The organism is Aeromonas sp. QDB14, from assembly GCF_027707845.1.
Lineage (GTDB): Bacteria > Pseudomonadota > Gammaproteobacteria > Enterobacterales > Aeromonadaceae > Aeromonas > Aeromonas caviae.
Genome location: NZ_JAPCJD010000080.1, coordinates 1 through 18,758, shown reverse-complemented (window position 1 = coordinate 18,758; position 18,758 = coordinate 1). Strand labels below are relative to the sequence as shown.

Below are 18,758 nucleotides of genomic sequence, written 5' to 3'. Positions count from 1 at the left end.
CAGGGCGGTGAAGATATCAAAGACCCGTTTTCCGGTAAATCGCAATGCGGCTCCGCTTAAGTGAACAGCATTGCCGCCATGCGGGGGCTTTTTGCTGAGCAAGGGGAAGGGCCATGGGCCCGGCCACCGGGCTATTGTGTCAGCAGAGGCTCGACAAAGCGGGCGACCTTGTCGCGGATCCGGGGCTGGGCGGCAGCCGTCGGGTGCAGTCCATCGTTCATCATGAGTTCAGGGCGCAGCACAATATCATCCAGAAAGAAGGGCATCAGCGGCAGGTCGTTGGCCTTCGCAAGATCCGGGAAGATCTGCTCGAACTGCTGCAGATAGCGCGCCCCATAGTTGCGGGGCAGCAGGATCTGGGTCAGCACCGTCTTCGCCTGGTGCGCTCGGGTGAGCTCGATCATCTTGGTCAGGTTGGCCCGGGTGATGGCGGGAGCAAAGCCCCGCAGCCCGTCGTTGGCGCCGAGTTCGATCAACACCCAGTCCGGTTTGTGGGTTTCGAGCAGGGCGGGCAGGCGGGCCAGGCCGCCCTGGGTCGTTTCACCGCTGATGCTGGCATTGATGAGGGTGTGTTCTCCCCCCTGCTGCTGCCACTTTTCATTGAGCAGGGCAGGCCAGCTCTGTTCGGCCTGCATCTGGTAGCCGGCACTCAGGCTGTCGCCCAGTACCAGCAGGGTCTGGGCCTGGACGGACGCTGCCCAGCAGCACAGGCAACTCACGGCAAACAAGAGACGCATCATGCAGTCAACTCCCACGTTCTATTGTCATTACAGGTTCAGGCAAACAGGATACCCAAGATGAGTTCAACGCCCATTATCGCCGTCAGGGGGCTCGGTAAAACCGTTCGCCTCGGTCAGGAAAGCCTCACCATCCTTGAAGGGATCGATCTGCAAGTCAATACCGGCGAGACGCTGGCGCTGGTCGGTGCGTCCGGTTCCGGCAAGTCCACCCTGCTCGGTTTGCTGGCCGGTCTCGATCTGCCGAGCAGCGGCGAGATAGAGATCCTCGGCCACTCCCTCACCCGGCTGGACGAGGAGGGACGCGCCAGGCTGCGGGCCGAGCAGGTGGGGTTCGTGTTCCAGTCGTTCCTGCTGCTGCCCACCCTGAGCGCCCTGGAGAACGTCATGTTGCCGGCCGAGCTGCGGGGGGAGACCGACAGCGAGCCCCGTGCCCGGGAGCTGCTGGCCCAGGTCGGTCTGGGAGAGCGGTTGCACCACCTGCCGCCGCGCCTCTCCGGCGGCGAGCAGCAGCGGGTCGCCATTGCCCGTGCCTTCATGACCCGCCCCAGCCTGCTGCTGGCGGACGAGCCCACCGGCAACCTCGACAGCAAGACAGGGGAGACGGTGATCGAACTGCTGTTTCGTCTCAACCGCGAGCACAACACCACCCTGGTGGTGGTGACCCATGACCATGAGCTGGCCCAGCGCTGCCAGCGGCAGCTGGTGATGTCAGCCGGGCGGCTGGAGGCACAGACTGTCATGGCGGCCAGGGTGGGAGAGCTGTCATGAGTCAGTGGAGACAGAGCTGCACCAGGCGATCGTTGGCAGCAGCATGGACGGTGAGGGAGGCGTCATGAGTCAGTGGCGACTGGGATTGAAGCTGCTGCGCCGGGAAGGGTTCAGCGGGGAGCTGCGCTGGTTTGTGCTGGCGCTGGCGCTGAGCGTCGCCTGCGTGCTCAGCGTGGCTCTGGTGGCGGATCGGCTGGATGCGGGGCTCAAGGCCTCCGGGCGGGATTTCATCGGAGGGGACAGGGTGCTGCGCTCCGCGACGCCGGCACCGGCAGAGTGGCTGGCGCAGGCGCATCAGGAGGGGCTGGCCGTGCAGACCACGGTCAGCTTCAACAGCATGCTGTTTCACGGCGATACCCTGCAACTGGCCTCCATCCGCGCCGTGCCCGGGGATTTTCCCTTCTACGGCAAGCTGGAGCTCACTCCCCAGCGCGCCCCGGCGCCCGGCGAGATCTGGCTCTCCGCCAGGGTGATGCAACTGCTCGGCGCCAAGGTGGGGGAGGCACTCGAGGTCGGCAACACCCGGCTGACGGTGGCAGGGGAGCTGGGCCAGGAGCCGGATCAGGGGTTCAGCCCCTTCCAGATGGCGCCAAGGGCCTTGATCCACAGCGCCGATATCGAGGCGACCGGGGCCCTGCTGCCGGGCAGTCGCCAGCAGTGGCGCTATCTCGTCAAGGGGCCCCGTGACGCCATCGCCCGCTATGAGGCCTGGCTCAACCCCAGGCTGAGCGCCGGGCAGAAGCTCGTCAAACCCGACGATCAGGGTACCCAGGTGGGGAAATCCCTGGGCAATGCCGAGCGCTTCTTCCGTCTGGCATCCCTTGCCGGCGTGCTGCTCGGCGCCCTGGCCATGGGGATAGCGGTGCGCCATTTCGCCGAGCGCCAGACCAACATGGTGGCCCTGCTCAAGACCCTGGGGGCCTCGCGGCGCACCCTGTGGCAACTGATGGGCACCCTGCTGTTCTCCCTGACCCTGGTGGGGGCCCTGATGGGGCTGGTGGCGGGCAGCGCCATGCAGTGGCTGACCCTGAACCTGCTGGGGGATCTGCTGCCTGCGGATCTGCCGCCCCCCTCCTGGCGACCCTTCGCCCTGGGCCTCGCGGTCGCCTTCTTCATCACCCTGATGCTGGCGTTCGTCCCCTTCCTGAGGCTGCTCAAGGTACCGCCGCTGCGGGTGCTGCGCCGGGAGCTGGAGGCGGGGATCCCTCCCTGGCTGACGGTGCCCGTGGGGCTCATCGGGCTGTTTGCCCTGGTGTGGGGCTTTACCGCCGACATCAGGCTGGCCTGCGGGCTCATTGGTGGCATGGGGGTGTTGATGGCGCTGCTGGCCCTGCTCGCCTCCGTGCTGCTGCGTCTTGGCAGTCGGCTCAAGGGGCCCCATGCCCTGCGCCTGGCCATCAATCACCTCTCCCGGGAGCGGGGCAGTGGTCTGTTCCAGTTGGCGGGCTTCGCCTTGGCCCTGATGCTGTTCGGGCTGCTGTGGGCAGCGCGGGTCGATCTGCTGGAGGATTTTTCCACCCGGTTGCCTGCCGACGCCCCGAACCGCTTCCTGGTTAATGTGGCGGACAGCGAGCGGGAAGGGATCCTGGCCGATCTGCACCAGGCCGGGGCCATCACCTCGGACTTCTACCCCATGGTGCGCGGGCGCCTGACCCGTATCGCCGGTGAGGCGGTGGGGGAGGATGCGGCGCGGGAGGGGGTGGACAGGGAGCTCAACTTCACCACCACATCGGCCCTGCCTGCCGACAACAAGGTTACTGCCGGTCAATGGCTGGCCGACAAGGGGGAGGTCTCCGTCGACGAGGCACTGGCGGGACGGCTCGGCATCGCACTCGGAGACGTGCTCGGCTTCACCATAGAGGGGCGGGCGTTCGAGGCCAGGGTGACCAGCCTGAGGTCCATCAAGTGGGACAACATGAGGCCGAACTTCTACATGATCTTCTCGCCGGACGTGTTGGCCCCCTTCTCCCAGACCTGGCTCGGCAGCTATCGTCTGCCGCCTGAGGGGCGAGGAGCAGAGGTGGAACTCATCCGCCGCCACCCCACGGTGAGCCTCATCGATGTGGAGGATCTGATAGGCCGCCTCACCCTGGTCTCCGATCAGGTGAGCCGCGCCCTGGGGTTGATGCTCGGGCTGGTGACGGTGGCCGCCCTGCTGGTGCTGCTGACCCAGACCCAGGCCGGCATGGCCCATCGCCGCCGGGAGCTGCTGCTGATGCGCACCTTGGGGGCGGGCAGCGCCCTGCTCGAGAAGATGCTGCGCTGGGAGCTGGTGGCGAGCGGTGCCCTGGCGGGGCTCTGCGCCGCCATGGTGGTGGAGCTCTGCTCCTTCGGTCTGCAGTGGTGGTGGGAGGGGGCGCAGTGGCAGTTCCACTGGGCCATCTGGGTTGCACTCCCCCTGCTTGGGGCCGTGCTGGTGACCCTGGCCGGACAGGGCATGCGCCGCCAACTGCTGGCGGGTACCCTGAGCGACCGGCTCAGGGGACTGGGGCAGGGGCTGCTCTGATAGCTCGACACATCCCGACCTCGGTCGGGATGTGTCATTGGGTCAACGGGGTGAGTGCAGCAGATTGTCCAGAGCGCCGGGCAGGGCCGGGAAACTGAAGTGAAAACCGGCCTGCTGCAAGCGGGCGGGCAGTACCTGCTGTCCGGTGAGCAGCAGATCCGCCGCCTCTCCCATCAGGAGTCGCAGGAGGGGGGCCGGTACGAAGAAGAGGTGCGGGCGATGGAGCGTGGCGGCCAGGGTCTCGCTGAATCGGCGATTGCTGACCGGTTGCGGGGCCGTGCCGTTGAAGATGCCCTCACACTCGCTGTGCTCGATGAGAAACAGCATGGCCCGCACCAGATCCTGCACGTGGATCCAGCTCATCATCTGGGTGCCGCTGCCCATGGGGCCGCCGAGGCCGAGGCGGTAAGGGGGCAGCATCCTGGGCAAGGCGCCCCCCTCCATGCCGAGTACCAGGCCGATGCGCAGGATGCAGACCCGGGTCTGGGCTGAGCGGGCCTGCTGGGCAAGCTGCTCCCACCGCTGACAGAGACGGTGGGTGAATTCGTCGTGAGGGCTCTGGCATGTTTCATCCAGAGGGGCGTCATCCTGGCGGCCATACCAGCCGATGGCGGAGGCATTGAGCAGCAATCTGGGGGGCGTGCTGGAGAGTTTGACGAGATCCACCAGCTGTTCGGTCAGCAGCCAGCGGCTGTTGCAGAGCAACTGCTTGCGGGACTCGCTCCAGCGTCCGGCGGCGATGGGTTCGCCGGCCAGGTTGATGACGATGTCCACGTCATTGAGGTGATCCAGCCTGTCCAGACTGTCCAGCAGGGTGACATCGTGGCCGAGCAGCTCGTAGGCCCGGCTGCCCTGGCGGGTCAGCACGACTACTTCGTGCGCCACCTTGAGGTGTGCCACCAGACGGCGGCCGATAAACCCCGTGCCCCCCGTGATCAGTATCTTCATGTCCTGCCTCCCTGACGCTCTAGGGTCTACTCTAGAGCCTGGGTGTCCGATGGACAAGCTCCTGTTTTTATGAGCATTATGATTTTTGTCTCCCAAGACGCCGCCCCCTTTGTCCACGGGGTTGCCGGGCTTTGCGACCACGGGGGGCGCCGTGGCGCGGCGGTATCAGGGGCTCATTCCGGCTTGCCAAACGGGCGCCAGCGGGTAAACTCGAGCGCTTTTTCGCCATGTTCATGAGGGCCGTTATGCCATTTCGACGTTTGAAGGTGCGTCAATTCTATGTCCGGCTGCTCTGTGCCTTGCTGGCCGGTCTGTTGCCCATGCTCCTTGGGCTCGTCATCGTCATCTGGCAGACCGCCACCGGCGTGAAACAGGATGCGGTGGCGCGCCTGGAACATGCCAGGGTCATGTTCGACCGCACTCTGGACAATGCCCAGTTGGCGGCGTCGGCCCTCACCGGCAGCCTGGGCAGGCCCTGTCTCGAGGTGGTGCAGGGGCTCAGGGATCAGGTGGCTACGGTGCCGGATGTGCGCAGCGTCAACCTGGCCAGGGGGGATCGGATCTACTGCTCTTCCCTCTATGGCCCGGTCGATGGCGGCATCAAACTGGATGACTATGTCGGGGGCAGGCTCGACCTGATGAAGGGCAACCCGGTCACCCCGAATCGCCCCCTCATCGCCTACCGGGAAGAGGTGGGCGAGTTCAGCGTGCTGGTGGGGGTCGACGGCTACTACCTGCTCAACATCCTGGACATGCTGAGCCGCAACTCCCCACTGGGGCTGGTGGTCGGCAACGAGATGCTGCTGCGAAACAGCGAACTCACCGACAAGCTGATCCCCAAGGATCGCAATGGCTATCTCGAACAGGTCTCGACCAGGTACCCGTTCAAGGTCGTGACCACGGTGTCGGTGGATGAGTACCGTGCCCACATCTGGGACTACTCCAAGGTGGGCGTCATTATCTATCCTCTGCTGAGCCTGCTGCTCGGGGTGGCGGTCTTCTGGCTGATGGGCCGTTCGACTTCGCCGGCCCAGGAGCTGAAACGGGCACTGTCCCAGCAGGAGTTCATCCCCTATCTGCAACCCGTGGTGAACGGGGAGGACGGCCAATGGAGCGGTTGTGAGGTGCTGATGCGCTGGCAACATCCCCGTCAGGGGATGATCTCGCCGGATCGCTTCATTCCCCTGGCAGAGGACAGTGGTCTCATCGTGCCCATGACCCAGCTGCTGATGGCGCAGGTGCGCGAACAGTTTGCGGGCAAGGCGCACCATCTGCCGCGAGGGTTCCACTTTGGCTTCAACATCAGCGCCAGCCACTGCAAGGATCTGAGCCTGGTGGAGGATTGCCGGGATTTCATCAACGCCTTCAAGGGGAACCCCATCAAGCTGGTGCTGGAGCTGACCGAGCGCGAGCTCATCGTGGCGGACGAGACGACGGACCGGCTCTTTGCCGAGCTGCATGCCCTCGGGGTCTTCATCGCCATCGACGATTTCGGCACCGGTCACTCCAGCCTGACCTACCTGCAGACCTTCCAGGTCGACTTCCTCAAGATCGATCAGAGCTTCGTCGGCATGATTGGGTCGGACGCGCTCTCCAGCCACATCGTGGAGAACGTCATCGATCTGGCGACCCGGCTCGGTCTGCAACTGGTGGCGGAAGGGGTGGAGAATCAGGTGCAGGCCGACTATCTGAAGGCCCGCGAGGTGACCTTCCTGCAGGGCTATCTGTTTGGCAGGCCCATGCCCATGAAGGAGTTTGTCAGCCAGCTGGCCGGGCAGGGGCGCTGAGGGGCAAGCGCGAGGCAAAAAAAAACCAGCGACCCGGTCGCTGGTTTTTTTATGGCCGGATGGCTCAGAGCATGCGGGCCAGGGCGCGGCACAGACGCTGAACACCCTCTTCCGTGGTCGCCTCATCCACACAGGAGAAGCTCAGGCGCAGGGTGTTCTGGATCTCGGGGCGCACATAGAAGGGGGCGCCGGGCACGAAGGCAACCTTCTCCTTGATGGCCTCGTCGAACAGGGCCATGGCACTGACGCTGGGCGGCAGGGTCAGCCAGAGGAACATGCCCCCTTCGGGACGGGTGTAGCTGACGCCGGGCGGACAGTGGCGGGCGAGGGCGGCTTCCATGGCGGCACGCTGGCGACCATATACCTCCTTGATCTTCTCCAAGTGAGCGTCGAGGGAGTTGTCGGTCAGGAAGCGGTGCAGCACCTGCTGGTTGAAGGCGTTGCTGTGCAGGTCGGTGGCCTGCTTGGCAATGGTGACCTTCTTGCGCAGCCAGTCCGGCACCACCATCCAGCCCAGGCGGAAGGCGGGTACCACCGTCTTGGAGAAGGACCCGAGCAGCACGGTGTTGTGGGGGGCCAGCTTGGCGATGGGGGGCAGGTGCTCCCCTTCGAAGCGCAGCTCGCCGTAGGGGTCGTCTTCCACCATCAGCAGATCGTGGCGCACCAGGCGCTCCGCCAGGGCTTCCCTGTTGGCGCGGCTGTAGGATACACCGCTCGGGTTCTGGAAGTTGGGCACGCCGTAGAGCAGCCTGGCGCTGGAGCCCTGCTCCAGCAGCGCATCCAGCGCGGCCAGATCCAGCCCCTCTTCCGCCAGGGTGATGGGCTTGAAATTCGGTTGATAGACGGAGAACGCCTGGATGGCGCCAAGGTAGCCCGGCTCTTCGATGATGAGATCCTGCCCCTCGTTCACCAGCACCTTGCCCAGCAGATCCAGCGCCTGCTGGGAGCCGCTGGTGATGAGGATGTTGTCAGGATTGACGGTCATGCCGTGACGGCTCAGGTAGCGGTCGGCGATGAACTGGCGCAGCGGGGCAAAGCCCTCGGTGGTGGCATATTGCAGCGCGGCGGCTCCCTGCTCGCGCAGCACGTCCTGGCACGCTTGCTCGATGGCCTTGACCGGGAACAGATGGGGGTTGGGCAGGCCGCCGGCGAAGGAGATGATCTCCGGATTGGCGGCAACTTTGAGGATTTCGCGGATAAAGGAAGGCTCGACCTTCTCGAAGCGCTGGGCAAAAAACGGCTGCATAGGGTTCTCTCTGACTAGGTGGCGGTCGCTCCATTCAACCGCCAGGTTATCCGTTTGTATCAGATTTCAGAAATGAGGCAATGGCTGTCACAAAAATCCATAAAAAAGGGCAGGTTTGGCACCTGCCCGAATTTTATCGTCCCGACCCCGGTCAGGGGCGCAAAAACCCCTGTCAGGGGGGCATCGGGCGGGATGGGGCTCAGAGCCCCGGCGCCTTGAGGAAGCGGATCATCAAGTCGGTATTGGCCCCGAGCTGCTGTTCGATCCGGCCCGGGAAGAGCTCGGCCATCTTGTCGAGGCGATCATGCTCCGTGTGCCAGATCTTGCCCCACTGGGTCTCGCTGTCCCGGTCGCAGGCGCTCTTGGTGGCGTCGTCGTAGCAGTCCCACAGCGCCGGATTGGTGCTCTGGGAGTAGCCGTCATAGCCATCTTCCCCGTTGATGGTGAAGTTGGTGGCCTCCACGTAGGCGATGGGCACCCCCAGGCAGGCAAAGGGGGCATGATCGGACCAACTGCCGGTCTCCCCTTCCGGGTAGCCGCTGTAGCTGGGGTGAATGGCGAACGGGGTGGCGGTCTGCTGGGAGATGGCCAGCAGGCGATCGCGCACCTTGGGATCGAAGCTGTAGCGGCTCGGGTCGGCGCAGTTGTACTCGGCCACGTCGGAGTGGGCCGAGTGGACATAGACGATGTCACCCCCGGCGATGGTGTCGTAGTTCACCATGGCCAGCAGCTTGGCGACGGCGTCGGTGTCGAGACTGGCGGCATAGGCTTTGGATCCGTTGAGGCCGTTCTCCTCGGCGCCGAAGAAGGCGAAACGCACCGTGTAGGGCAGGGTCTCTCCCTTGAGTGCTTCGGCAACCGCCAGCAGGGCGGCGACGCCAGCCCCGTTGTCGGTGGCGCCTTCGGATCCTTTCTTCTCGCCGGTGCTGTCATAGTGGGCACCGATGAGGATCACCCTGTCGCTCTGACCCTTGAGCTCGGCGACGATGTTCTGGGAGGTGCGTTCGGTGCCGCCCCGGGTGTAGGTGAATGGCTGGTTCTGCACCTCGTAGCCCCAACCGGCCAGGTGATCCTGGATCCAGGCGGCGGCGCGGGTTTCGGCCTCGGTGCCTGTGGGACGAGCGCCTATCCCTTCTGCGCCAGAGCTCAGTTGCACCAGAAATTCATGGGCCTGAGCCGCGGGGGCAGGGGGTTGGGAGTCATTGTCAGAGGGGTTGCAACCGGCCAGCAGGGCAGGCAGGACGAGGGCCAACAGGGTTTTCTTCATACTGCAATCCTTTGTTGTATATGGTTTTATTTTTCCGCGTCAGGATGAACCCGACGTCCGGCAGATTCTGTGAAGGGGGTGGCATTTGTCAACCTTGCCGGTGGATGTGGGCAGTCCCGGGGGATTTGTTGTGGGAAACACTTGCGCCTTGTGCCTATCTTGGGATAATTCGCTCCCCTGTTTTTGCGAACTGATGCAATAACGAGCGATCCATTTATGTCGGCTCTGTTCCAGAGCGATGCAATAACGAGCAATTTACTATGTCTGTGACCCAAGATGTGTTTAACGAAGACGGCAAGTTCATGCGCAAGATCCGCAGCTTCGTCCGTCGCGAAGGCCGCCTGACCAAAGGGCAGGAGAAGGCCCTGGAAGAGCTCTGGCCGGTCATGGGCATCGATTTCGCACCAGAGCCGCTCGACATGGTGGCCCTGTTTGGCCGCGAGGCACCCGTGGTGCTGGAGATCGGGTTCGGCATGGGCGCCTCCCTGGTGGAGATGGCCAAGAACGCCCCCGAGAAGAACTTTATCGGCATCGAGGTGCACTCTCCGGGTGTGGGCGCCTGCCTTGGCACCGCCCAGGAGGCGGGCGTCACCAACCTGCGCGTCATCTGCCACGATGCGGTGGAAGTGCTGGAGCACATGATCCCGAACGGTTCTCTCTCCTGCCTGCAGCTCTTCTTCCCTGACCCCTGGCACAAGAGCCGCCACCACAAGCGCCGCATCGTGCAGCCTGCCTTTGCCCAGGATATCCGCCAGAAGCTTGCCATCGGTGGCGTCTTCCACATGGCCACCGACTGGGAAAACTACGCCGAGCACATGCTGGAGGTGATGAGTGCCGCCGAGGGGTACGAGAACACCTCCGCCACCGGCAACTGGGTGCCCCGTCCCGACTGGCGCCCCCTGACCAAATTCGAGCAGCGTGGCCATCGTCTGGGCCACGGTGTCTGGGATCTGATTTTCAAACGAGTCAACTGAGTCAACGTATCAACTAAGGAGCTATCATGGCCAACCGTAGCCGCCGTCTGCGCAAGAAACTGCGCGTCGATGAATTCCAGGAAATGGGGTTCGACATCAGTTTCAACTTCCCGGTCGGCACCGCCGAAGAGACCATTGATGCCGTGGTCGATGCGCTGATCGACGAGGTGATTGAGCCTCGCAAGCTGGCCTTCGCCGGCTCGGGTCACCTGGCCTGGGAAGGGATGATCTGCACCCAGCAGCTCGGCAAGTGCTCCGACGAAGACCGTTCCGCCGTTCAGACCTGGCTGCAAGGCAAAGGGCTGGAGGCCGTGGTGGTCACCGAGCTGTTCGATCTCTGGTACGGCGAGCCGGCCTGATATCTGACTGCCTCCTGGGCAGATAGAAAATCCCGCCGCCGGCGGGATTTTTGTCGGTGGGCTGGCCCCGCCTCGTTTCACGTCATGGAATAGCCAATGGTGTTGTCATCCGAATTACTGGCCGGCATCCTGGAAGAGGTGCGTCCGCAGCTCGGGCAGGGGAAGGTGGCCGATTACATTCCCGCCCTGGCCCAGGTGCCTGCCGACCGGCTGGGGATCGCGGTCTGTACCGTTGAAGGGGAATTGTTCACCGCAGGTGACGCTTTCGAGCCTTTCTCCATCCAGAGTATCTCCAAGGCCCTGAGCCTCACGCTGGCCTTGACCCTCTATCAGGAGGAGGAGATCTGGGCCAGGGTGGGCAAGGAGCCCTCCGGCCAGCCGTTCAACTCCCTCGTCCAGCTGGAGTTCGAGCAGGGTATTCCCCGCAACCCCTTCATCAACGCCGGTGCCCTGGTGGTGAGCGATCTGCTGGAAACCCGGCTCACCGCTCCTCGCCAACGCACTCTGGAGCTGGTGCGCCGCCTGTGCGGCAACCCGGCCATCATGGCGGATCAGGTGGTGGCGCGCTCCGAGTACCAGCACTCCGCCCGCAATGCCGCCATCGCCTATCTGATGAAGGCCTATGGCAACTTCGAGAACGAGGTGGACAAGGTATTGCAGAGCTACTTCAATGCCTGCGCCATCCGCATGAGCTGCGTCGATCTGGCACGAGCCTTCGTCTATCTGGCCAACCGGGGTGTCCCTCTTGGCGAGAGCACGCCCCTGCTGCCGGCCCGGACCACCAAGCAGGTCAATGCCCTGCTCGCGACCTGCGGCCTCTATGACGAGGCGGGCGACTTCGCCTACCGGGTCGGCATGCCGGGGAAATCCGGGGTGGGGGGCGGCATCATGGCGCTGATCCCGGGAGAGCTTTCCATCTGCGTCTGGTCACCCGAGCTCAACAAGGCGGGCAACTCCCTGGCCGGGACGGCGGCGCTGGAGCTGCTGGCCGAGCGCCTGGGCCGCTCCATTTTTTAACTCTTTTCACTATGCATCGAGACGACATCATGAAACGAATGACTGGACTGTGGCGAAGCGGCCTGACCGCCTTGCTGCTCTGGTGTGCCTGGCCCGCGCTGGCCGCCGAGCTGCCCCCGCTCTCCCTGGCGGATGCCAAGGGGAAGGAGGCGGTGATCCTGGATACCCGCCCGAGCTATTTCTATCAGGGCTGGCCCATGGACGGGGAGAAGCAGGGGGGCCATGTGGCCGGTGCCGAGCTGCTCTCCGCAGAGTGGAAATACAGTGACGAGGAGTGGCCTGTGGCGCTTGCGAGCAAGGGTCTGAAGGCCGACAAACCCGTCGCCCTCTATGGCACCCCTCGCGAGGTGGCCGAGGTGGCCCGTCTGCTGCGCCAGCAGGGCATCAAGCAGCTGTTCGAGCTGCAGGAATGGAAAGAGGCGCCCCGGGAGCATCTGGCACGCTGGCAGCAGCTGGTCCATCCGCTCTGGCTGGCAGACTTGCAGGCAGGCAAGCCGGTCATCGCCGCCCCCAAGGGGGAGTGGAAGGTGTTCGAGGTGGACTGGGGATCCCCCAAGGCCTATCTGCTGAGCCACATTCCGGGAGCCGGCTACATCGACACCAACCGGCTGGAAGGGGAGCCGCTGTGGAACAAGGTCTCTGACGAGGCGCTCAAGGCGCTGCTGCTGGAGAACGGCATCCGTCATGACACCACCGTCATCCTCTATGGCCGCAACACCATGGCGGCGGCCCGTGCGGCCCATCTGATGATGTATGCGGGGGTCGAGGATGTGCGGCTGCTGGACGGCGGGCTGGAGGCCTGGTTCGTGCAGCATCTGCGCACCGAGACCGGTCTGGCCAATACCTTCAAACCGGCCAGGGAGTTTGGCGTGGCCATCCCCGCCCGTCCCGAGTTCTACACCACCCTTGACCAGGCCAAGGCCCTGCTCAAGCAACCGGACGGCGCTCTGGTCAGCGTGCGCACCTGGGACGAGTTCGTGGGCAATACCTCGGGCTACAGCTACATCAAGCCCAAGGGGGACATTCCCGGGGCCAGATGGGGTCATGGCGGGGTGGATGCCAACAGCATGAGCGACTTCCACAACCCGGACGGCACCATGAAGCCCGCCCGCGAGATCCTCGCCATGTGGGACGAGTGGAATATCGAGCCGACCCAGCAGGCCGCCTTCTACTGCGGGACCGGCTGGCGCGCCTCCGAGGCGTTCTTCTACGCCTGGCTGATGGACTGGAAGCGGATCAGCGTCTACGACGGCGGATGGTTCGAGTGGAGCATGGATCCGGCCAACCCCACCGTCACCGGCGAGCGCAAGCCGGGCAAGTAACTAATAATCCAGAGCAGGCCGGACAGATGTCCGGTCTTTCTTTTCTTGATAGATCATTTTCAATGGCTATAGCAGGTGGATTCTTTCTGTGAATCCTGTTGCTGCAATCAAGGTAAACGGGCCATCCGGTTGAGCTAGGCTTCATCTATCACCGCCAGGGTGAGCGTGAAGAAGGGGAGAGTGATGAAAGCTGTGATGATGCTGGTTTGTCTGTTGGGATTGGCGGGGTGCAGCTCCCAATACATCATGAGCACCAAGGATGGCAAGATGATTGCCACCGACAGCAAACCCAGGTTGGACGAGACCACAGGCATGTATCGCTATTACGATGAAGAGGGGCGGGAGGTGCATATCAACAAGGACGACATCACCCAGATCATGGAGCGTTGAGGCTCTCCTCAAGCAACAAGGGCTGCCCGGGGGCAGCCCTTGTTATTTTTGGTGCTCATGCCGTCTGGGGCACCTGGCGGTTGACCTGGCCGGCAAACAGCTGGTGGAAGCGGGAGTGGGAGTTGGCCAGCAGGCTCACCGGCGACCCCTGCTCCACCACGGTGCCGGCCTCCATCACCACCACCTTGTCCACCGACAAGAGCGGCTCCAGGTGGTGGGCGATCACCAGATAGCTGGCCTCCGGCCGGTAGCGGTAGAGCAGCTCGGCCATCTTGCGCATGCCGCCGTGATCGAGGTCCGAGGTGGCCTCGTCCAGCACGATGAGCGGTCGGCGCGACAGCAGGATGCGGGCGATCACCAGCAGCTGGGTCTCGCCGGCGGAGAGTTGCAGCCTGTCGAGATCCTCGTCCAGCCGCCCTGCGCAGCGCTCGGCGAGGCCCACCCGGGCAAGCGCCTGCTCAAGCACGGCGTCCTCATGCTCGGTCAGGGGCGCCAGATTGGCCCGCAGGGTACCGAAGAAGGTGAGCGGGATCTGGGAGACGGTGTCGTAGAGATCGCGCACCGCCTCCGGTGCAAGTCGTGACAGTGGCTGATTGCCGTAGAAGATCTCCCCCTGGGAGGCGGGATACATGGCCTGCAATACCCCCAGCAGGGAGCTTTTGCCTGCCCCGGTACGCCCGCACACACCCACCTTTTCACCTGGGGCCAGCTCGAAGTTCACCTTGTGCAGCGCCCACTGGCTGGTCTGGGGGTAGCGCAGCCCCAGGTTGTCGAAGCGCACTGCGGGGTGAGGGGGGGCGAGGGCCTCTCCCTCCTGGCGTTCGCTCTCTATTTCGCTGTATTCGCGCACCCGCTCTACCGCGTTCATCACCTGTTCCACTTCGGCAAAGGTGCGGATGAGGGAGTTGAGCATGGCGGAAGCGGTAAAGGCATAGGTGATGGCAACCGCCCCCAGCAGCGGGCTGTTGCCAAAGGCCACCATGAGTGCCACGGCCCCCACCAGGGCGGCGGAGAGCAGGGTCTGGTGCATGCCGAGCCAGCGGTTGATGGAGGTGGTGGTGTACCAGCTGCGTAGGTTGTTGTCATAGTGGTGCAGCACCTGGTCCAGCGCGAAACGCTCGGCCCCGGCCAGGCGCAGGGCGGGGGCGCCGCGGATGGTCTCGCTGATGCTGATGTAGAGCGGGGAGCGCAGCACCGAGGACTGGCGCCGCAGCTTGAGTTGCACCGCCCGGTAGCGGCGCTGCAACACATAGAGCGCCCATCCCACCAGGGGGGCGATGAGCAGCAGCAGGGGAATATTGATGCCGATCACCACCACCTGCAAGGCCACGGACACCAGCATGCCGAACAGTCCCACCAGCATGGAGAGCAGCATCTCTTGCGCCTCCCCCAGATCCCGGTCGAAGCGGTTGAGGATGCGCCCCTGGGGGACCTTGTCGAAGAAGGCCATGGGGGCGCGGCTGATGCGTCCCAGCATGCCGTCAAACAGGGTCCAGGCCAGCTTGAGGCCGAGTTTGTAGTTGATGACTCGCACCGCCATGATGCAGGTGAGGGAGCCCGCCCCCAGCAGCACATAGATGCCGAGCAGGGTCGTGACGTCGCTCACCTCGGCCTTGCCGCCGAGCCAGAGATCCGAGGCGATGCGCAGCCCTTCCTGGCCCAGGGTGAGCAGCAGGACGAGCAGGATGGCACCGGGGGCGGCGAGGCGCTGCCACATGAAGCCAAACAGCCCCCAGTCCACCTTGCCCTCCACCACTTTCTCCTCGCTGAACTGCTCCGCCTCCTGAGGGGGCACCGGCGGGGCGGGCTGGGGATGCTGGACAAGATCCGCCAACTGGTGGGCATCGAGCTCCACCAGGCGCCCCTGCTCGATGCGGATCACCCGATCGCACCTGGCCAGCACATCCGGGTCGTGGCTCACCAGGAGCCGGGTCGGCCCCGGCTTGAAGGCGAGCCCCTGCTCCAGTACCTGGGCCGCGACCATGGGGTCGAGCGCAGACAAGGGGTTGTCCAGCAGGAGGATATCGGCCCGGGCGTAGAGGGCGCGAGCCAGGGCGACCCGCTGCTGCTGGCCGCCGGAGAGGCGGGTGCCGAGCTCCCCCACCAGGGTTTGATCCCCGTGGCTGAGCAGCGCGAGATCGGCCGTGAGGGCGCAGGCGCCGAGCACCCAACGATAGCGCTCGGCGTGCCAGGGCTGGCCGAACAGGATGTTGTTGCGGATGGTGTCGTTCATCAGCCAGGGCTTGTGGCCCAGATGGGCAACCCGGCCGTGGCGACGGATGCTGCCGGCAAACTCGCTGTCAAAGCCGGCAACCAGATGCAGCAGGCAGCTCTTGCCCGCCCCGGTGGCCCCGGTGATCCCCACGAGCTCCCCCGGTGCGATGGCGAGGTTGGCTCCCTCGAGCACCGGTTTTTGCTGGTGCAGGGCGGTGACGTTGTCGAGCCGCAGGCTGCCCACCGGCAAGCTGGGATCGGTGAGATCCCGATGCTGTTCCGGGCTGTTCAGGAACTCGCACAGCCGGTTGAAGCCGGTGTTGAAGTTGATCAGGGTGCGGATGAGGTAGGGCAGTCGCATCATGGGAATGCGCAGCACGGTAAACAGGGCGATGGTGGTGAACACCTGGGGCAGGGTGAGGGTGTTGCCCGACGCCAGGTAGGTGGTGAAGGTGGCCAGGGTCACCAGCAGGGGAGTGCTCAGCATCAGCCCTTCGTTGATAGCATCGAGCCTGAGCACCCTGCCCAGCACTCCCAACTCCTGCTGGCGCTTGGTGTTGGCCGCCCGGGTGAAGAAGGGGCCAAGCCCGTTCTGGCGCACCAGCCGCAGCTTCTTGATGTATTCCGCCAGGATGCCGTTGCGCTCGTCCTGTTGACGCTTGAGCTGCTGCTCCTGCTGGTTCATGCGCCGTACCACCCGGGTGGAGATGAGCAGCAGCAGGGCCAGCACCGCGAAGCCCACCAGACCGGCACTGCCCACCTGCCACACCAGCAGGGCGATGGTGCCGATGAGTTGCAGCGCCATGGTGACCGGCATGGCGGGGTCAGCCAGGATCCAAGTGATGTCCCACACGTCCCGGTTGATGAGGTTCTGAACCCGGCCGCCGGCCCTGTCGTCGAAGCTCTTGCCACCCTGCTTCATCACCTTGGCGAGCAGGGATTCGGCCAGCAGACGGCGGATGGGCACGTGCATCTTTAGGGCCAGTTGCAGGGAGTGCTCCGCCAGCATGCCGGCGGCGAGCACGGAGGCGAACAGGGCCAGGGCCAGCAGCAGCTTGTGGCCGGTGGTGGCATCGGTGCCGAGCTGGGTCATGCTGTGGTTGAGCAGCCAGGGGCTGGTCAGGGTGGCGAGCATGCCGAGCAGTTGCAGCAGGGTGAGCAGGCCAATCCGTCCCTTGTAATGGCGCCAGATAAAGGCGGTCAGGGGCCAGGGGCGCACCGGCTGGCGGGCGGTGAGCGCGAGGAAGGCGTCGGCGCGGCCGTCGCGCCTGTCTTCCGGCAGCAGGGGATAGAGATCGTCGAGACTGACCTGGGGCTGGGTCAGCCCCTTGCGCAGCAGCGGGCCGGTCCAGCGATAGAAGAGGCGACTCAGCCAGCCGGCCGAGATTTCCGGATGATCCAATGGGTGTCCTTGTTGTTTTGTGTTGCTTCCATGGGCGGGGCGGTTCATGGGCCGCCCTCGAACTTGTTGTCTTGCTGCGGGCGTGCGCCCGGCGGGATCAGCGATCCCGGTTCATGCGGATGAGACGGTCCAGGATCCGCTCGCCATCGACCCGCAGGCCGTTGTGTTCGTACTCGTTGGTGATCCAGGCGCGGCTGTTGCCAAGCCCCTTCAGGGTGTCGCGGCTGAAGTCAAACTCCACGAACATGTCCTCGGCATAGACGGCGCAGGCCACCGGCACAGTGTTGCGGGCCAGCTGCACCGGATCGTAGAGGGGGCCCCAGTCCGCTTTCTGGGCCAGCAGGTGGGCGGCCTCCTTCAGGGGAATGAGCTCGCGGAACTGCTCGAACATCCAGGGGAAGATCATCTCGCCGGTGAAGGCGAAATCTTTGCCTGGCGCCCAGGCCAGGGCAGGAAACTCCCTTCTCACCCGCTCGGCCGCCCAGTTGCTGGCACTCCCTTCGCAATAGATGAGCTCGTGCAGGATGGCGAACACCGGGTTGGTGTTGAATGGCTGCATGGCCTGCACCTGGTAGAGGAAGGCGGGGTTGAGGCGTTCGCCGATGAAGGCGTCTTCCAGCAGGTAGTAAAGTGCCTCGAAGGCGCCGCTGGCCCCCAGATCCAGCCCCTGCTGCTGCAACTGCTCCACCGTCAGACGTTGGCCGTTGGGCAGGCGCACATCGTAGTGGTGCAGGTGGTTGGCCAGCCGGTTGGCCAGGGCCTGGGCATGGGGGAAGCGGGTGAAGAAGGCGCGGTTCTTGTCCGCTACCCGCTGGTAGGTGGCGCGGTAGACCTCATCCGCACTGCGCCCGATGGGGGCCACGCCGCCGGTGAGGTAGACTTCGTGCAGGCTCCTTGGGAACAACGAGAGGTAGGTGAGGCTGCAAAAGCCGCCGAAACTCTGGCCGAGCAGGCTCCAGGGGCGCCCCGGGCTCAGCATCTCACGAATGCATTCGGCGTCGCGCACTATGCTGTCGGCGCGAAAATGGCCGAGGTAGTCCGCCTGCTCACCTGGGGTCATCCCCGCCAGGGCGTCAGCACTGATGGGGGTGGAGTGGCCGGTGCCGCGCTGATCGAGCAGCAGCACCCGAAACTCCTGCAGGGCCCGCTTGATCCAGCCGCCATCGGCGGTCGGGCGAGGTGCGCCAAAACCCGGGCCCCCCTGCAGATAGAGCAGCCAGGGCAGGCCATCATCCAGCTTGTCCTTGCGGCAGAGGGTGCGGCCAAACAGGGTGAGGGTCGCCTCCTCGTCGGGATGCTGGTGGTCGAGGGGCACGGTAAAAAAGTGTGGCTCGCAATGGATGCCATCCAGCGCATAGTGCAAGGGGCTGCTCATCTGGGGTCTCCCTGAGGGTAGGCAAATCGTCGGCCTCATCATAGCCCTGGCGCAGGAGCGGGTCACGCCGGTTTTCCAGATTGTTAACAGAGATGGAGTCTGAGGTCGGTGCCGTACAAGGTGTGGTTTCGCCGCAGTTGACGGCGGGCTGCAACTGGACAAAGATGAGCCGCCTGCCGGGATGGGCAGGGATAGGTCAGCACCCCGGGTGCAGGAAACTGGATGGAGTTGGCTCGATGAAGCCGAGATGGATACGTGTTCGCAAGAGACGCACACAGAGGGATCCGGAGGGGGGGCTGCAGGCGGGTTTGCTGGTGTTCAGCGCCACCTGTGGTGCCACTCTGTTGCTGGCGGCCTGCAACGGCGGTTAGGGAAGGTGCGAACAAGTCCCTGATATGAGATCATGTTTGTCATCTGGAGCCATGGAACAGGGTTCATCATGA

Annotated in this window: 15 protein-coding genes; 9 read left to right on the top strand and 6 right to left on the bottom strand. The window is 64.4% G+C overall.

The genetic code is table 11. The features are described from left to right. Positions 1–131 precede the first annotated feature (131 nt). The gene (locus tag PG887_RS18930) at positions 132–740 is read right to left on the bottom strand and encodes an arylesterase (protein WP_039040186.1); all 609 of its coding nucleotides are present in this window, start codon (positions 738–740) and stop codon (positions 132–134) included. 57 nt (positions 741–797) lie between these two features. On the opposite strand from PG887_RS18930, the gene PG887_RS18925 reads away from it, so the two are divergent. Both PG887_RS18925 and PG887_RS18920 read left to right on the top strand, forming a co-directional pair. Next, positions 798–1,508, top strand: coding sequence for an ABC transporter ATP-binding protein (locus tag PG887_RS18925; RefSeq protein WP_010675507.1), 711 nt, complete (start codon positions 798–800; stop codon positions 1,506–1,508). A 64-nt stretch (positions 1,509–1,572) separates the two neighbouring features. After that, complete coding sequence (locus tag PG887_RS18920) at positions 1,573–4,014, top strand: ABC transporter permease (RefSeq protein ID WP_270822591.1); 2,442 nt, start codon at positions 1,573–1,575, stop codon at positions 4,012–4,014. Positions 4,015–4,056: 42 nt separating this feature from the next. Here the strand turns inward: PG887_RS18920 and PG887_RS18915 are convergent, their stop codons facing one another. Continuing rightward, the gene (locus PG887_RS18915; protein ID WP_270822590.1) at positions 4,057–4,962 is read right to left on the bottom strand and encodes a TIGR01777 family oxidoreductase; all 906 of its coding nucleotides are present in this window, start codon (positions 4,960–4,962) and stop codon (positions 4,057–4,059) included. Between the two features lie 245 nt (positions 4,963–5,207). Between PG887_RS18915 and PG887_RS18910 the strand changes: the two genes are divergently transcribed. Further along, positions 5,208–6,749 carry a cyclic diguanylate phosphodiesterase gene (locus PG887_RS18910; RefSeq protein WP_270822588.1) on the top strand — a complete coding sequence of 514 codons (1,542 nt, stop codon included), beginning with the start codon at positions 5,208–5,210 and terminating at the stop codon, positions 6,747–6,749. Between the two features lie 64 nt (positions 6,750–6,813). Here the strand turns inward: PG887_RS18910 and PG887_RS18905 are convergent, their stop codons facing one another. Then, a complete protein-coding gene (locus PG887_RS18905; protein ID WP_104455346.1) occupies positions 6,814–7,995 on the bottom strand; it encodes an aminotransferase-like domain-containing protein in 1,182 nt (393 codons plus the stop codon). A 199-nt stretch (positions 7,996–8,194) separates the two neighbouring features. Then, positions 8,195–9,262, bottom strand: coding sequence for a M28 family metallopeptidase (locus PG887_RS18900; protein ID WP_213319691.1), 1,068 nt, complete (start codon positions 9,260–9,262; stop codon positions 8,195–8,197). Between the two features lie 260 nt (positions 9,263–9,522). On the opposite strand from PG887_RS18900, the gene trmB reads away from it, so the two are divergent. The 5 genes from trmB (at position 9,523) to PG887_RS18875 (ending at position 13,324) form a co-directional block, all read left to right on the top strand. Then, a complete protein-coding gene (gene trmB / locus PG887_RS18895) occupies positions 9,523–10,236 on the top strand; it encodes a tRNA (guanosine(46)-N7)-methyltransferase TrmB (protein WP_010675501.1) in 714 nt (237 codons plus the stop codon). 26 nt (positions 10,237–10,262) lie between these two features. Further along, positions 10,263–10,595: a YggL family protein gene (locus PG887_RS18890; RefSeq protein ID WP_042879866.1), complete on the top strand. Its 333-nt coding sequence runs from the start codon at positions 10,263–10,265 to the stop codon at positions 10,593–10,595. 96 nt (positions 10,596–10,691) lie between these two features. Continuing rightward, the gene (gene glsB, locus PG887_RS18885) at positions 10,692–11,612 is read left to right on the top strand and encodes a glutaminase B (protein WP_266140266.1); all 921 of its coding nucleotides are present in this window, start codon (positions 10,692–10,694) and stop codon (positions 11,610–11,612) included. A 38-nt stretch (positions 11,613–11,650) separates the two neighbouring features. Beyond that, a complete protein-coding gene (locus PG887_RS18880; RefSeq protein ID WP_439824595.1) occupies positions 11,651–12,934 on the top strand; it encodes a sulfurtransferase in 1,284 nt (427 codons plus the stop codon). A gap of 183 nt (positions 12,935–13,117) precedes the next feature. Then, entirely contained in the window at positions 13,118–13,324 is a 207-nt protein-coding gene (locus tag PG887_RS18875; RefSeq protein ID WP_041215736.1) for a YgdI/YgdR family lipoprotein, read from the top strand. 55 nt (positions 13,325–13,379) lie between these two features. Here PG887_RS18875 and PG887_RS18870 read toward each other — a convergent pair whose 3' ends face one another. Together PG887_RS18870 and PG887_RS18865 are read right to left on the bottom strand one after the other, a co-directional pair. Further along, positions 13,380–16,940, bottom strand: coding sequence for an ATP-binding cassette domain-containing protein (locus PG887_RS18870; protein ID WP_270822586.1), 3,561 nt, complete (start codon positions 16,938–16,940; stop codon positions 13,380–13,382). A gap of 97 nt (positions 16,941–17,037) precedes the next feature. After that, positions 17,038–18,315 (bottom strand): alpha/beta hydrolase, encoded by a 1,278-nt coding sequence (locus PG887_RS18865; RefSeq protein WP_270822584.1) that lies wholly within the window; start codon positions 18,313–18,315, stop codon positions 17,038–17,040. A gap of 236 nt (positions 18,316–18,551) precedes the next feature. On the opposite strand from PG887_RS18865, the gene PG887_RS18860 reads away from it, so the two are divergent. Continuing rightward, entirely contained in the window at positions 18,552–18,686 is a 135-nt protein-coding gene (locus PG887_RS18860; protein ID WP_080988631.1) for a hypothetical protein, read from the top strand. The last annotated feature ends 72 nt before the right edge of the window (positions 18,687–18,758 follow it).